This window comes from Enterococcus sp. M190262 (genome assembly GCF_005843965.1).
Taxonomy (GTDB): Bacteria; Bacillota; Bacilli; order Lactobacillales; family Enterococcaceae; genus Enterococcus_D; species Enterococcus_D gallinarum.
The window spans coordinates 710,262-725,137 of the sequence record NZ_CP040461.1 but is presented as its reverse complement, the minus strand read 5'-3'; the positions used below and the strand labels follow the sequence as shown (position 1 = coordinate 725,137).

The following is a 14,876-nucleotide window of genomic DNA, read 5'->3' as shown; positions in this document are numbered from 1 at the left end:
TTGATGAAAGCTGTTGAGTTTTCATGAGGATAATAACCATCCTAAGCAATAGCATTTATTTGTATTAAAAATTGTTGTGTCACTGAGTGTGAGAGCGAATTAGAAAGTAAGGATGTGAGAAACTTGGCTGAAGAAAAATATGTTGTAGAAATGCGCCATATCACCAAAGAGTTTGGAACCTTCAAAGCCAATGACGATGTTAACTTACAAGTAAGGCCGGGAGAAATCCACGCATTGCTTGGGGAAAACGGAGCTGGCAAGTCGACCTTGATGAATATGCTGTCAGGTTTGTTAGAACCGACATCAGGCGATATCTTGATGAATGGGGAGAAAGTGAATATTACTAGCCCTACAGCAGCTAATAAACTTGGCATTGGTATGGTCCATCAGCATTTTATGCTGGTTGACGCGTTTACTGTCACGGAAAATATCATTTTAGGAAGCGAACCAAATAAATTGGGTGTGTTGGACCGTAAAAAAGCCCGCAAAGAAATCAAACGGGTTTCTGAGCAATATGGCTTATCGGTTGACCCAGATGCTTATGTGCGAGACATCTCAGTTGGGATGGAACAGCGTGTGGAGATTCTAAAAACATTATACCGGGGTGCAGATGTACTGATTTTTGATGAACCAACTGCAGTACTGACACCACAAGAAATCGAAGAATTGATTGTCATTATGAGAGGACTTGTTCGGGAAGGAAAATCCATCATTTTGATTACTCATAAGTTGGATGAAATCAAAGCAGTAGCGGACCGTTGTACAGTGATTCGCCGAGGCAAAGGAATAGGTACAGTCAATGTCAAAGACGTAACGTCACAGCAATTGGCAGATATGATGGTTGGTCGTTCTGTTTCCTTCAAAACACCGAAAAAACCTGCAGAACCAAAAGAAGTCGTCCTGTCTATCGAAAACTTAGTTGTAAAAGAAAATCGCGGCCTAGAGGCTGTTAAAGGCTTAAGTTTGGAAGTGCGGGCTGGGGAAGTTCTGGGGATTGCCGGAATAGATGGCAACGGACAGTCGGAATTGCTACAGGCAATCACAGGATTAAGAAAATCCGAAAGCGGCAAAGTCTTATTGAATGGTGACGACATTACAAATTTCAAACCTCGTAAAGTAACGGAGGCAGGTGTCGGGCATGTGCCGGAAGACCGTCATAAATATGGATTGGTTCTAGACATGATGCTTTCAGAGAACATTGCTTTACAAACGTATTATCAAAAACCGCTGAGCAATTATGGCGTGCTGGACTACGGGGAAATGAATGAATTTGCCCGTGGATTGATCCAAGAGTTTGATGTCCGTACAGTCAATGAGATTGTTCCTGCTCGTGCCCTCTCTGGCGGGAATCAGCAAAAGGCGATTATTGCACGGGAAATTAGCCGTGATCCGGATCTTTTGATCGTAGCGAACCCAACCCGGGGCTTAGACGTAGGCGCAATTGAGTTTATCCATAAACGTTTGATCGAACAGCGGGACAAATTCAAAGCTGTCTTGTTAGTCAGCTTCGAATTAGATGAGATTTTGAACGTGTCAGACCGAATCGCCGTTATCCATGCTGGTGAGATTGTTGGCGTCGTTGATCCGAAAGAGACATCAGAAAAAGAACTCGGATTACTAATGGCGGGTTATTCATTAGAAGAAGCCCGTCGCGAGCTACAAATGGAGGAAGTAGGTGGTTCTGTTGAATAACCGCAAAGAAAAAATTCGGAACCTGCTTGTGCCGATCATTGCTGTTCTGCTTGGTTTTATCCTTGGTGGAATCATCATGGCGGCATTTGGCTACAGCCCAATCGATGGGTATCTTCAAATGTTCCGTACCGTATTTATCAATGGTCAAAGCGGCGGATTGAATGCTAGAAATATTGGTGAGATTTTCGTTACAGCTGGTCCACTGATTTTTACAGCTTTGGGATTCGCAGTAGCGAATTCTGCAGGATTCTTTAATATCGGTCTTTCTGGACAAGCATTAGCAGGATGGGTAGCAAGTATCTGGGTCGCATTGTCTATGCCAGATGCTCCTCGAATCATCGTGTTGCCTACCGCTATTCTTGTAGGGGCAGCCTGTGGTGCAATTGCTGCAGCTATTCCAGGTATCTTACGTGCCTTCTTTGGTACGAGTGAAGTTATCGTAACTATTATGATGAATTATATTTTATTGTATACAGGAAATCATATCGTCAATAACGTCATGAATGAATCCATGATCACAACAAAAGGTGTGACCAAAATGGTAGGCGACAATGCCTCTTTACAAACACCTTTCTTAGCAAATTTGACCAACAATTCCCGGTTAAACATTGGTATTTTCATGGCACTGATCTTCCTCGTGTTGATTTGGTTCATGATGAAGAAAACAACGTTAGGTTATGAGATTCGAGCAGTTGGTTTGAATCCAACCGCATCTGAGTATGCTGGGATGAGCAGCAAACGGACAATCATTATTTCAATGATCATCTCTGGAACATTAGCTGGATTAGGTGGCGTCGTTCAAGGTTTGGGAACTTTTGAAAACTTCTTCGTTCAAGGTTCGTCATTGAGTATTGGTTTTGATGGGATGGCAGTCTCATTATTAGGCAGCGGGTCTTCGATTGGGATTTTACTTTCTGCATTGCTGTTCAGTGTTCTTAAACTGGGCGGACAAGGAATGCAGTTTGCAGGGATTCCTTCAGAACTTGTTGATGTCGACATTGCGATCATCATCTTCTTCGTTGCAATCAGCTACGTGATTCGTTTTGTATTAGCTAAAATCTTTGATGGCAAAAAGGAAGTCGCTGTTGTCCAAGAAATTGAAGCAAAGCCAAATAATCAAGATCAGGAAGGAGGAACCATCTAATGAATATCAGTTTAATTTCTTCGATCGTCACACAAACGTTGATTTATGCTGCACCATTGATTCTGACTGCACTGGGCGGCGTTTTCTCAGAGCGAAGCGGGATCGTTAACGTAGGTCTTGAAGGAATCATGGTGATGGGTGCCTTCAGTTCGATCGTTTTCAATATTGAATTTGCGTCACAATTTGGTGCATGGACACCTTGGTTAGGAATGTTAGTCGGCGGGTTAGTAGGAATGGCCTTCTCACTGCTGCATGCTGTAGCCACCATCAACTTTAGAGCAGATCACATTATCAGTGGTACCGTAATGAATTTGATGGCGCCAGCGCTGGCTGTCTTCTTAGTTAAAGCCATCTATAACAAAGGGCAAACAGACAATATTCAACAAACATTAGGGTATTTCAATTTTCCTGTGTTGCGTGATATTCCTGTGATTGGTCCAATCTTCTTTAACCAAACGTTTTTACCTGCTTACTTTGCGATCTTGATTTCTGTGATTGCTTGGTTTGTCATCTTTAAAACACGATTTGGCTTACGGCTACGTTCCGTGGGTGAACACCCTCAGGCAGCAGATACCTTAGGAATCAATGTCTATGTGATGCGCTATTCTGGCGTGTTGATCTCCGGTTTCCTAGGCGGAATGGGTGGCGCGTTATTTGCCCAATCAATCGCTGGTCGTTTTGCTGTAACAACGATTGCCGGTCAAGGGTTTATCTCAATGGCAGCAATGATCTTTGGTAAATGGAATCCGTTAGGTGCGATGGGCGCTGCAATTTTCTTCGGCTTTGCGCAAAACATCAGTATCGTTGGCGGACAATTGCCAATCATTTCCTCCATTCCAGCGGTTTATCTACAAGCAGCACCATATGCGTTAACAATTATTGTTCTAGTGCTGTTCCTAGGGAAAGCGGCAGGACCTAAAGCTAACGGTAAGAACTACATCAAATCTAAATAATTTTTTCTGTATGAAAGGGTGGGGCTATGGGACATGTTTGTGTTGCTGTGCCCTGCCCTTCTTTTTTGTGTAGCAGCAAGAAACCCAATATCTCAAACATCCTTAAAGGCAAATCTTTCTTATTTCTAGTATGATAAGAAAAGAATAACAATAAAAGAAAGTAGGGAAAAGAATGTTTAAACGTGTACATTTGATCGTAATGGATTCTGTAGGTATCGGTGAAGCGCCCGATGCAGAAAAATTTGGTGACGTTGGTTCTGATACATTAGGACATATCGCCAAAGAAGCTGGATTGACGATTCCTCATTTGGAACAGTTAGGTCTTGGTACGATCCGACCGCTGGATGGTGTCAAAAATGTAGCAGACCATGACGGCTATGCAACGAAACTAGAAGAAATCTCTGTCGGAAAAGATACCATGACTGGACACTGGGAAATCATGGGTTTGAATATTCAAAAACCGTTTCGTGTGTTTCCTGACGGATTTCCTCAAGAATTGCTGCAACAAATCGAAGAATTTTCTGGACGTAAAATCGTCTGCAACAAACCTTATTCCGGTACAGCAGTCATTGATGATTACGGTGAACACCAAATGAAAACAGGCGATTTGATCGTTTATACGTCTGCCGATCCAGTCTTGCAAATTGCAGCTCATGAAGAAATCATTCCGTTGGAAGAATTGTACCGCATTTGCCAATATGTGCGTGATATTACCAAAGATGAACCATATATGATCGGCCGCATCATTGCTCGCCCTTATGTTGGTGAACCAGGAAACTTCACCCGGACAAGCAACCGGCATGACTATGCACTGGATCCTTTTGGACACACAGTGTTGGATTCGTTGAAAGATGCTGGCAAAGACGTCATCGCTGTCGGAAAGATCAATGACATCTTCAATGGTCAAGGAATCACTGATTCAGTAAGAACAAAGAGCAATATGGATGGTGTGGATCAGCTATTGAATGTGATGAAGCAAGACTTTACCGGCCTAAGTTTTACTAATTTAGTTGATTTCGATGCGCTTTACGGCCATCGCCGGGATGTTGTCGGTTATGCTCATGCCATTGAAGATTTCGATTTAAGAATCCCAGAGATTCTGGATGCCATGGCTGACGATGATTTATTAATGATCACAGCCGATCACGGAAATGATCCAACCTTTACTGGGACTGATCATACAAGAGAATATGTACCATTATTGGTTTACAGCAAACAATTTAAAGGACAAGGCCAACTACCCCAAGGCCATTATGCCGATATTTCAGCAACAATTGCAGAAAACTTTGCGGTACCGGCAACAGAAAATGGGGAAAGCTTCCTAAATCATTTAAATTAGAGGTGGAGAAATGACAACATTACATGAGAAATTGCAGGAAACAACGACATTCATCAAGGAAAAAGGGGTAGGATCTATTGATTTTGGTTTGATCTTAGGTTCAGGATTAGGTGAATTAGCAGATGAGATTGAAAATCCAATTGTGCTGCCTTATAACGATATCCCTCATTTTCCAGTTTCAACAGTCGTCGGGCATGCCGGACAACTAGTTTATGGTACATTATCTGGAAAAAAAGTATTGGCGATGCAAGGTCGTTTCCATTACTATGAAGGACATTCCATGCAGACAGTTACTTACCCTGTTCGAGTAATGGCGGCCCTTGAAGCACATTCACTTGTTGTGACGAACGCATGCGGCGGAGTGAATGAAAGTTTCCAACCTGGTGATTTGATGTTGATCACGGATCAAATCAATTTCATGGGGGACAATCCATTGATTGGGGCTAACGAAGAAGAAATGGGACCACGATTCCCTGATATGAGCCAGGCTTATCATCCAAGCTACCGGGAAACAGCAAAACAAATTGCAGAAACAAAAGGTCTCCACTTAAAAGAAGGAGTTTACATGGGCTTTTCTGGGCCGACTTATGAAACACCTGCTGAAATTCGATTTGCTCGTACGATCGGTGCAGATGCTGTGGGTATGTCGACGGTTCCTGAGGTAATCGTAGCTGTTCATAGTGGCTTGAAAGTGTTGGGCGTTTCATGTATCACCAATCTAGCTGCTGGTATGCAAGCAAGCCTGAACCATGAAGAAGTCGTAGAGACAACAGAACAGGTCAAAGCCGAATTTAAAGCGCTGATCAAAGAAACTTTAGCGAATCTGTAAAACAAGCAAACCCTAAAAAAAGAGCATAAAAGAGAAGTAGAAAAGGAGCGAAAAGATGAGCGTTCATATTGAAGCAAAAGCTGGCGAGATTGCTGATAAGATTTTATTACCTGGCGATCCTCTACGCGCAAAATACATTGCAGAAACATTTTTAGAAGACCCGATCTGTTATAACAATGTCCGAGGGATGCTCGGTTATACCGGTGTCTACAAAGGTGAGCGAGTATCAGTACAAGGAACTGGTATGGGGATGCCTTCTGCGACCATTTATGCCCATGAATTGATCAATTCTTATGGCGTGAAAAAATTGATTCGTGTCGGCACTTGTGGCGCGATTTCTAAAGATGTTCATGTTCGGGACTTAGTGATCGCCCAAGCTGCAGCGACAAGTTCTTCCATGGTAGCAAAGAATTTTCAAAGTTTTCATTTTCCGCCAATCGCAGATTTCGACTTGTTGCGTAAAGCGTATGATACAGCGATTGCATCCGGCTTTACCACCCACGTTGGGAACATTTTATCGGAAGATACTTTCTATAAAGATGATATGGCAGAAACAGTGGAATTGGCTGATCTTGGTGTATTAGGTGTTGAGATGGAGGCCGCTGCGCTTTACTATTTAGGAGCAAAATTCCACGTACAGACCTTAGCGATCTGCACAGTCAGTGATCATATCATCACTGGAGAAGAAACAACAGCGGAAGAGAGACAAACAACATTCAATGATATGATCAAAGTTGGCTTAGAAACAGCTATCTCCTAATCCTTTTTCTTATCCTACAGCCTACAAAAAATTTTCTATTCCTGTATCGCTTTCTGATTGACTCCTTAGACAATGGGAGCCAGTCAGAAAGTGATTTTTTGTTAAATGATTGATTGAATCTTTCTAGCTAGTTGGAATAGTTGCACTTTTGGACGAAAATGGTTTAATTAAAGAAAAGGAGGTTGGAGCATGAATAATTTTACTTTTCAGGTGACAACGGATATACGTTTTGGGAAAGATCGGTTAAATGAGTTGCCGGAAGTATTGAATACTTTCGGAAAAAATGTCCTATTGGTCTATGGCGGCGGCAGTATCAAAAAAAGCGGACTTTATGATCAAGTCATGGCGCAATTGCAAAACAATGACAATCAAGTAACAGAATTAGCAGGAGTTGAACCAAACCCTCGGATTGAAACAGTAGCAAAAGGGGCAGAACTCTGCCGCACTGAAAAAATTGATGTGATTCTTGCAGTCGGAGGCGGCTCCGTGATTGATTGCAGCAAAGTGATCGCAGGTGCTGCTTGCAGTGAGGAAGATCCTTGGACTTTAGTGACTAAACGCAGCTACCAAGGGCCAGCATTGCCATTAGTTACGGTTTTGACATTAGCTGCAACTGGTAGTGAAATGAATCGGGGAGCAGTTATCACGAACCTTACAGCGAAACAAAAATTAGGGGTCCACGGTCCTAATTTCTTGCCGAAGGTTTCTTTCTTAGACCCCACATGGACCTTTAGCGTCAATCGCTATCAAACAGCGGCTGGTTCTGCAGATATTATGAGTCATCTGATCGAAAACTACTTTAGTACAACAGAGAATACGGATGTACAAGATGGCATCGCAGAAGGGCTGTTGAAAGCGGTAATCACAAATTTGCCGATTGCTTTGGATACCCCAGATGACTATGATGCTCGGGCAAACTTGATGTGGGCAAGTACATTGGCGTTAAATGGGTTGACAGGTAGTGGGAAAGCCGGTGCGTGGTCGTGCCATCCAATGGAACATGAGTTGAGTGCTTTTTATGATATTACTCATGGGATCGGCTTAGCCATCTTGACGCCCCGCTGGATGCTTCATGTGTTGAATGAAACAACAGCACCTAAGTTGGCTCGCTTTGCCCGTGAAGTATTCCAAGTAGAAGAAGCGGTCCCAGAAATGGCAGCCCGGATGGGGATTCAAAAGTTATACGATTTCTTCCTTGCTTGCGGGATCCCAATGACTTTACCAGAAGTGGGAATCGAAGATGATCGTCATTTTGAAGAAATGGCCAAGCAAGCAGTAGCATTTAGTTCAATTGCGACAAATGCCTACGTACCGTTGACAGAATCTGATGTCATTGCCATTTATCAAGAGGCTTTGACCCCTTCAGAGTATCTCTAAATAAAGAAACCCTGACAGAATAGACAAATAATCGGTAGGGTAATTGGTATCCTACCGATTATTTGTCTGTCTACTTCTATCAAAGAATTATCTTGAATAATGGATACGGCGCAAGATCTCTTGTGCGATCACACCATGTCCGGCGATTGTTGGATGGACACCATCTTCCCCAGTATAATAAGATGAATGTTTTTTGACAGTACGTTCAGCGAATAAGCCGTCTAAAGGAAGGTAGTCACAACCAAATTCAGCAGCTAGTTTACGAATGGAATGGATCTTGGGATCCAAATCCTTCCGCCATTGTTTGCGATCTGCTGGATAAGGAAGAACAAATGGCTCTAAAAGCAGGATTTTCTTGATCCCACTTTCGGTCACTTGCTGCAAAAATTGCCGATAATCACTAGCAAATGTAGCGGTTGCTTCGGGTGTGCCGAAAGAGGAGGTGCCAATATTGTGCCAGGTATCATTGATACCGATCAAGAAAATCAGTAGATCTGGCTTTAAATCAATGCAGTCTTCCTCGATGCGATTTAAGATATCGCGAATTTTATTCCCACTAATGCCGCGGTTAACAAATGACAAGTTTGCATCTGGGTATTCTGCAGCTAGATGGGCTGCCACAAAGGCGGGAAATCCTTTTCCCAGATCCGTAGCATCGAGTCGATCACGGCCGCAGTCGGTGATGCTATCTCCAAGAAATAGTAGCGTATCATTTTTACAGAGTGTGGTCATCATTCCAAGCTCCTTTCGTATGCGGTTTCAATTATAACGAATATTTCTCAGGAAACCAATCAAAAAAAGACTGTGCCGTCAGTCAGGAAGAATACTCTTGCTCTGACTTGCAGCACAGCCTTGGCTGTTAATGATTATAAGTAATATTTTTTCGCAACTGTTAGATCATCGTTCAATTCATAAACAAGCGGTTGACCTGTTGGAATTTCAAGATCCATGATGTCTTCATCAGAGATACCTTCGATGTGTTTTGCTAACGCACGTAGAGAGTTTCCGTGAGCGGCAACTAAAACAGTTTTGTTGTCTTTCAATGCAGGTGCGATTTCATCTTGCCAGAAAGGTAATGCACGTTCTAGCGTTACTTTCAAGTTTTCGCCGCCAGGTACGTCGCGAGGATCAAGCATTGCATAACGACGATCGTTTGCTGCAGAACCTTCATCAGATGCATCCATCAATGGAGGCAATACATCGTAGGAACGACGCCAGATGTGAACTTGTTCGTCTCCGTATTTTTCAGCAGTTTCTTTTTTGTTCAATCCTTGTAGTTTACCGTAGTGACGTTCGTTCAAACGCCAAGATTTGATTGTTGGCACCCATAGTTGATCAGAATATTCTAAAATGTAGTTACAAGTTTTGATGGCACGAGTTAATACAGATGTGTAGGCAACATCGAATTCGATGCCGGCTTCTTTGATTTTACGTCCGCCCTCGATTGCTTCTTCGACACCTTCTGGCGCTAAATCTACATCGGCCCAACCAGTAAATTGGTTCAATTTATTCCATTCGCTTAGTCCGTGACGAGAAAATACTAATTTTGGCATGTAAAACTCTCCTTTTAGATATTAGATATTTTTCTGAAATTTTCAATTCCCTGTTTATTGTACACTTTTTCGCAAAGAATTTCTACGTATTTAGCGTAAAACCTTGTTTCTTAAAAAAAGAAACAGAAAAAAACGTCTTTCTTCAAGACGTTCTTTTTTATTTCTGAATCATTTTGTCTGACAGGATCGGCGCACAGAAAAAAAGATGAAGCACCGGATTCAGACAAGTGATTAATGACTGTATACTTTATCCAATTCTTCTTCTGAAAGTTTTATGTATTTATAGCAGGTTCCGACAGAAACACCGCATTTTGTGGAGATGAATTGAATCGTCTCTTTTTTATCGTAATAAAGCTGGCGAATTTTTTTGATGGTTTTTGGATCGATTTTTGGTCGTCCGCCAATTTTGCCGTTCTTTCGGGCATTGTTCAATCCGACTAATGTCCGTTCTTTGATTAAGGCTTGTTCCATCGCTGCCAAACCTTCCATTAAATTGAAATAAATCGCCCCCATGGGTTCTCTCGTATCGATGTTTTCTGCTAGAGAAACTAGGTGAAGGTTTCTTTTTCTTAGAAGATCTGTCAATTCAGTTAATTGCCGGGTTGTTTTACCTAAACGATGAAGTTCAGAAACAACCAGCGTTTCCCCAGACTGCATACGAGCAATCACAGATTCTAATGAGTGGTTATCACAGTTTTCTTCGTAGGCATAGGTTTCGTGGAACAATTCCGTACAACCAAATTCTTTTAGTTTGTTTAATTGTTCACTTGATTCTTTATCAATAATTGTTGTGCGAGCATAACCGATGACTTTCATAGCCGCTCCTTCCTATTCTTTTTTATTTGAATGTAGCATAAATGAGGCATAAATGATAGAGAAAACTTGCACAAAAATGAATTTAACTCTAGAAAAATGAAGAAAAATACGTAGAACCTCGAACAAAAGGAGCACTTGCTCCTTTTGTTGCTAGAGGCATCAGCGAACGCTGCGGGTCTCAGGTCCATCTTCTTGTCCAATGATGATCGTATGGACCATATCCAAGAAGAGCCCGTGCTCTACAACACCGACGGTTTGATCTAGTTCATGAGCCAATGCAACTGGTTCATTGATGGTTTGTAGGTGAAGATCAATGATGTAATGACCGCAATCAGTTTTTAGCGGGGTGCCATCTTCGGCTAGGCGAAGGACAGGGTGATAGTTTTTTTCTGTAAACAATCGCATCAATTGCTGACTGCCATAGGGAATCACTTCTACAGGTAATGGGAATGCACCTAATTTTTCAACGATCTTTGATTTATCAACAATCCAAAGAACTTTTTTAGAGTAGGTTGCGACGATTTTTTCAAAAAGCAGTGCGGCACCGCCACCTTTGATTCCATGATAGTCTCCGCTGATCTCATCTGCACCATCGATCGTTAAATCGACACTTGCCACTTCATCGATCGTTTTGACCGGGATCCCTAACGATTCTGCTTGTTTTTTTGATGCCCAGGATGTTGGTACACCAACGATCGACAAGTTTTCTTCTTTCACTCTGCGCCCCAATTCTTCGATCATGTAATACGCAGTTGAACCAGTTCCTAAACCGACGACCATACCGTCAGTGACATAGCTGGCCGCTTCAATACCGACCATCTCTTTTAGATTCATTATTGACCCACCTCTAATAAAATACTATTTTCATCTTTATTATATAGTAAGAAGAAGTAAAAAGGAGGCGCAAGGGAGAGTTTTTTTATAAAATTTTGGCAGTTGCTCCTTTCATAAAAAATCATTGGAGAGATGGTTGACAGAGTCTTTTTATCATGGTATTCTATCAAAGGTGCTTTATCTACAGGTCTCTCGTTGGAGACGTGCTGACTGTTTATCAAAGCATATTTGATAAGAATGCAGAGAATGCATTATTTTTTATCGCAAAAAAAGAACCACCTGGATGTGTGGAACTATAAAGCGAATCAAGGAAGGAGGAAAACTAGGGATGCCTACAATTAATCAATTAGTACGTAAACCTCGTAAATCCAAGGTTGAAAAATCAAATTCACCAGCATTGAACAAAGGATACAACAGTTTCAAAAAAGCTCAAACGAATGTTAACTCACCTCAAAAGCGTGGGGTAGCTACTCGTGTGGGAACTATGACACCGAAAAAACCGAACTCAGCTCTACGTAAATATGCGCGTGTTCGTTTGTCAAACTTGATTGAAGTGACAGCTTATATTCCAGGTATCGGTCACAACTTGCAAGAACACAGTGTGGTATTGCTACGCGGTGGACGTGTAAAAGACTTACCAGGGGTACGTTACCATATCGTTCGTGGTGCATTGGATACTGCCGGTGTTAACGATCGTAAACAATCTCGTTCTAAATATGGAACAAAACGTCCTAAAGCTTAATTTTGATTCAAACTACAAATGAAACTATTTAATCAGAACTGATATTTCGGAAGGAGGAGTTACGGATGCCTCGTAAAGGTCCTGTTGCAAAACGTGATGTTTTACCAGATCCTATTTATAACTCAAAATTAGTAACTCGTTTGATCAACCGTGTAATGGTTGATGGTAAACGCGGTGTTGCTGCAAATATTATCTACAATGCTTTTGGCATTATCAAAGAATCTACAGGAAATGATCCATTGGAAGTTTTCGAACAAGCAATGAAGAACATTATGCCTGTATTGGAAGTTAAAGCTCGCCGTGTCGGTGGTTCTAACTACCAAGTCCCAGTTGAAGTTCGTCCAGAACGTCGTACAACTCTAGGTCTTCGTTGGGTGGTAAACTACGCTCGTTTGCGTGGCGAACACACAATGGAAGAACGTCTTGCGAAAGAAATCATGGATGCAGCAAACAACACTGGTGCTTCTGTGAAGAAACGCGAAGACACACACAAAATGGCGGAAGCCAACCGCGCATTTGCTCACTATCGTTGGTAAGATCCTCACTGCTTTTTATTGGAAGGTACTGAGACAACCTTAGCTTAGGTTTAAGTAAGAATGAGAGGGGAACAACCTAGAATGGCAAGAGAATTTTCGCTAGAAAAAACTCGTAATATCGGGATCATGGCCCACGTTGACGCTGGTAAAACAACGACAACTGAACGTATCCTTTATTACACAGGTAAAATCCATAAAATTGGTGAAACACATGAAGGTGCTTCTCAAATGGACTGGATGGAACAAGAACAAGAACGTGGGATCACGATCACTTCTGCTGCGACAACTGCGCAATGGAAAGAAAACCGCGTAAATATCATCGACACTCCTGGACACGTGGACTTCACAATTGAAGTACAACGTTCACTACGGGTTCTTGACGGTGCTGTAACAGTATTGGACTCACAATCTGGTGTAGAACCACAAACTGAAACAGTTTGGCGTCAAGCGACAGATTACCGCGTACCACGTATCGTATTCTGTAACAAAATGGATAAAATCGGTGCAGACTTCTTATACTCTGTATCTACTTTACATGATCGCTTGCAAGCAAATGCTCACCCAATCCAATTACCAATTGGTGCGGAAGATGACTTTACTGGTATCATCGATCTAGTAAAAATGAAAGCTGAGATCTATACAAACGATTTAGGAACAGAGATTCAAGAAACTGAAATTCCTGAAGAGTACAAAGAATTAGCTGAAGAATGGCGCGAAAAATTAGTTGAAGCTGTTGCAGATACTGACGAAGAGCTAATGATGAAATTCTTGGAAGGTGAAGAAATCACTGAAGAAGAATTGAAAGCTGGTATCCGTCAAGCGACATTGACTGTTGAATTTTTCCCAGTTCTTTGTGGTTCAGCCTTCAAAAACAAAGGGGTTCAATTGATGTTGGATGCAGTCATCGACTACCTTCCTTCACCACTTGATGTTCCTGCAATCAAAGGGATCAATCCTAAAACTGACGAAGAAACTGATCGTCCTGCTGACGATGAAGCGCCTTTTGCTTCACTAGCATTTAAAGTAATGACTGACCCATTCGTAGGTCGTTTGACATTCTTCCGTGTGTATTCAGGTGTCTTGAACTCTGGATCATATGTCTTGAATGCTTCAAAAGACAAACGCGAACGTATCGGTCGTATCCTGCAAATGCACGCGAACACTCGTGCAGAAATCCAAACAGTTTATTCAGGCGATATCGCTGCAGCTGTTGGTTTGAAAGATACAACAACAGGGGATACATTGTGTGACGAAAAATCACCAGTTATCCTTGAATCAATCGAATTCCCAGAACCAGTTATCGAAGTAGCTGTTGAACCTAAATCAAAAGCTGACCAAGATAAAATGGGTGTGGCTTTACAAAAACTTGCTGAAGAAGATCCTTCATTCCGTGTAGAAACAAACGCTGAAACTGGCGAAACTGTTATCGCAGGGATGGGTGAACTTCACTTGGACGTCCTTGTTGACCGTATGCGTCGCGAATTTAAAGTTGAAGCAAACGTTGGTGCGCCTCAAGTTTCTTACCGCGAAACATTCCGTGCTTCTACGCAAGCCGAAGGTAAATTTGTACGTCAGTCTGGTGGTAAAGGTCAATACGGTCACGTATGGATCGAATTTACACCAAACGAAGAAGGTAAAGGCTTCGAATTCGAAAACGCAATTGTCGGTGGTGTGGTTCCACGTGAATACATCCCAGCAGTTGAAAAAGGACTTGAAGACTCAATGGCTAACGGTGTTCTAGCTGGTTATCCATTGGTTGACATCAAAGCCAAGCTTTACGATGGTTCATACCATGATGTCGATTCAAGTGAAACAGCCTTCCGTGTGGCAGCTTCAATGGCTTTACGTGCTGCAGCGAAGAAAGCTAATCCAGTGATTCTTGAACCAATGATGAAAGTTGTTATCACTGTTCCTGAAGATTACTTAGGTGATGTTATGGGACACGTAACTGCTCGTCGTGGACGTGTTGAAGGTATGGAAGCGCATGGTAACTCACAAATCGTTAACGCGATTGTTCCATTGGCTGAAATGTTCGGATATGCAACAACACTTCGTTCATCTACTCAAGGACGCGGTACTTTCATGATGACATTTGATCACTATGAAGATGTACCTAAGTCTGTTCAAGAAGAAATCATCAAGAAAAACGGCGGCAAAGCTGAATAATTGATGCACAAATGCGAAATTCAGTAAAAAGCTATATTTTTTATGAAGTTTCGTGTACAATATTATCGATGATAAGGGATGGGGGGCTTCGCGCCCTCTACCTATCAAATATAAAAAATAAACTGTATTTTTAGG

The 14,876-nt window shown here is 42.0% G+C and carries 14 protein-coding genes; 10 read left to right on the top strand and 4 right to left on the bottom strand.

Translation table 11 applies throughout. The annotated features are described in order from the left end of the window. Positions 1-123 precede the first annotated feature (123 nt). From FE005_RS03265 to FE005_RS03235, 7 genes are all read left to right on the top strand, one after another. On the top strand, positions 124-1,692 hold the full coding sequence (locus tag FE005_RS03265; protein ID WP_003127941.1) for an ABC transporter ATP-binding protein: 1,569 nt from the start codon (positions 124-126) through the stop codon (positions 1,690-1,692). Continuing rightward, positions 1,685-2,836 carry an ABC transporter permease gene (locus FE005_RS03260; RefSeq protein WP_156247658.1) on the top strand — a complete coding sequence of 384 codons (1,152 nt, stop codon included), beginning with the start codon at positions 1,685-1,687 and terminating at the stop codon, positions 2,834-2,836. Before FE005_RS03265 ends, FE005_RS03260 begins: the two co-directional genes overlap by 8 nt. Beyond that, a complete protein-coding gene (locus tag FE005_RS03255) occupies positions 2,836-3,789 on the top strand; it encodes an ABC transporter permease (RefSeq protein ID WP_103301336.1) in 954 nt (317 codons plus the stop codon). The genes FE005_RS03260 and FE005_RS03255 overlap by 1 nt, the downstream gene beginning before the upstream one ends. Positions 3,790-3,961: 172 nt before the next feature. Continuing rightward, positions 3,962-5,128: a phosphopentomutase gene (deoB, locus tag FE005_RS03250; protein WP_005470022.1), complete on the top strand. Its 1,167-nt coding sequence runs from the start codon at positions 3,962-3,964 to the stop codon at positions 5,126-5,128. A 10-nt stretch (positions 5,129-5,138) separates the two neighbouring features. Beyond that, positions 5,139-5,957, top strand: coding sequence for a purine-nucleoside phosphorylase (locus FE005_RS03245; protein WP_138371310.1), 819 nt, complete (start codon positions 5,139-5,141; stop codon positions 5,955-5,957). 55 nt (positions 5,958-6,012) lie between these two features. Further along, positions 6,013-6,717, top strand: coding sequence for a purine-nucleoside phosphorylase (gene deoD, locus FE005_RS03240; protein ID WP_003127946.1), 705 nt, complete (start codon positions 6,013-6,015; stop codon positions 6,715-6,717). A gap of 189 nt (positions 6,718-6,906) precedes the next feature. Then, positions 6,907-8,094, top strand: a complete 1,188-nt coding sequence (locus FE005_RS03235; RefSeq protein WP_003127948.1) for an iron-containing alcohol dehydrogenase — start codon at positions 6,907-6,909, stop codon at positions 8,092-8,094. A gap of 87 nt (positions 8,095-8,181) precedes the next feature. Here the strand turns inward: FE005_RS03235 and FE005_RS03230 are convergent, their stop codons facing one another. From FE005_RS03230 to rpiA, 4 genes are all read right to left on the bottom strand, one after another. Continuing rightward, positions 8,182-8,826 carry an SGNH/GDSL hydrolase family protein gene (locus FE005_RS03230; RefSeq protein ID WP_138372188.1) on the bottom strand — a complete coding sequence of 215 codons (645 nt, stop codon included), beginning with the start codon at positions 8,824-8,826 and terminating at the stop codon, positions 8,182-8,184. Positions 8,827-8,960: 134 nt separating this feature from the next. Then, the gene (gene gpmA, locus FE005_RS03225; RefSeq protein WP_003127950.1) at positions 8,961-9,647 is read right to left on the bottom strand and encodes a 2,3-diphosphoglycerate-dependent phosphoglycerate mutase; all 687 of its coding nucleotides are present in this window, start codon (positions 9,645-9,647) and stop codon (positions 8,961-8,963) included. A 231-nt stretch (positions 9,648-9,878) separates the two neighbouring features. Beyond that, positions 9,879-10,463, bottom strand: a complete 585-nt coding sequence (locus FE005_RS03220; protein ID WP_003127951.1) for a recombinase family protein — start codon at positions 10,461-10,463, stop codon at positions 9,879-9,881. A gap of 159 nt (positions 10,464-10,622) precedes the next feature. Then, the gene (gene rpiA, locus FE005_RS03215) at positions 10,623-11,297 is read right to left on the bottom strand and encodes a ribose-5-phosphate isomerase RpiA (protein WP_003127952.1); all 675 of its coding nucleotides are present in this window, start codon (positions 11,295-11,297) and stop codon (positions 10,623-10,625) included. A gap of 328 nt (positions 11,298-11,625) precedes the next feature. On the opposite strand from rpiA, the gene rpsL reads away from it, so the two are divergent. The 3 genes from rpsL (at position 11,626) to fusA (ending at position 14,741) form a co-directional block, all read left to right on the top strand. After that, positions 11,626-12,039 carry a 30S ribosomal protein S12 gene (gene rpsL, locus FE005_RS03210; protein ID WP_003127956.1) on the top strand — a complete coding sequence of 138 codons (414 nt, stop codon included), beginning with the start codon at positions 11,626-11,628 and terminating at the stop codon, positions 12,037-12,039. Positions 12,040-12,104: 65 nt separating this feature from the next. Further along, positions 12,105-12,575, top strand: a complete 471-nt coding sequence (gene rpsG, locus FE005_RS03205) for a 30S ribosomal protein S7 (RefSeq protein WP_003127957.1) — start codon at positions 12,105-12,107, stop codon at positions 12,573-12,575. 81 nt (positions 12,576-12,656) lie between these two features. Then, entirely contained in the window at positions 12,657-14,741 is a 2,085-nt protein-coding gene (gene fusA / locus FE005_RS03200; protein WP_003127958.1) for an elongation factor G, read from the top strand. Positions 14,742-14,876: the final 135 nt, after the last annotated feature.

Excerpts from the sequence above, each read along its gene's own strand:
- FE005_RS03255 (WP_103301336.1), top strand. The coding sequence starts at position 2,836 with ATGAATATCAGTTTAATTTCTTCGATCGTCACACAAACGTTGATTTAT.
- deoB (WP_005470022.1), top strand. The coding sequence starts at position 3,962 with ATGTTTAAACGTGTACATTTGATCGTAATGGATTCTGTAGGTATCGGT.
- FE005_RS03245 (WP_138371310.1), top strand. The coding sequence starts at position 5,139 with ATGACAACATTACATGAGAAATTGCAGGAAACAACGACATTCATCAAG.
- deoD (WP_003127946.1), top strand. The coding sequence starts at position 6,013 with ATGAGCGTTCATATTGAAGCAAAAGCTGGCGAGATTGCTGATAAGATT.
- FE005_RS03235 (WP_003127948.1), top strand. The coding sequence starts at position 6,907 with ATGAATAATTTTACTTTTCAGGTGACAACGGATATACGTTTTGGGAAA.
- FE005_RS03230 (WP_138372188.1), bottom strand. The coding sequence starts at position 8,826 with ATGACCACACTCTGTAAAAATGATACGCTACTATTTCTTGGAGATAGC.
- gpmA (WP_003127950.1), bottom strand. The coding sequence starts at position 9,647 with ATGCCAAAATTAGTATTTTCTCGTCACGGACTAAGCGAATGGAATAAA.
- FE005_RS03220 (WP_003127951.1), bottom strand. The coding sequence starts at position 10,463 with ATGAAAGTCATCGGTTATGCTCGCACAACAATTATTGATAAAGAATCA.
- rpiA (WP_003127952.1), bottom strand. The coding sequence starts at position 11,297 with ATGAATCTAAAAGAGATGGTCGGTATTGAAGCGGCCAGCTATGTCACT.
- rpsL (WP_003127956.1), top strand. The coding sequence starts at position 11,626 with ATGCCTACAATTAATCAATTAGTACGTAAACCTCGTAAATCCAAGGTT.
- rpsG (WP_003127957.1), top strand. The coding sequence starts at position 12,105 with ATGCCTCGTAAAGGTCCTGTTGCAAAACGTGATGTTTTACCAGATCCT.
- fusA (WP_003127958.1), top strand. The coding sequence starts at position 12,657 with ATGGCAAGAGAATTTTCGCTAGAAAAAACTCGTAATATCGGGATCATG.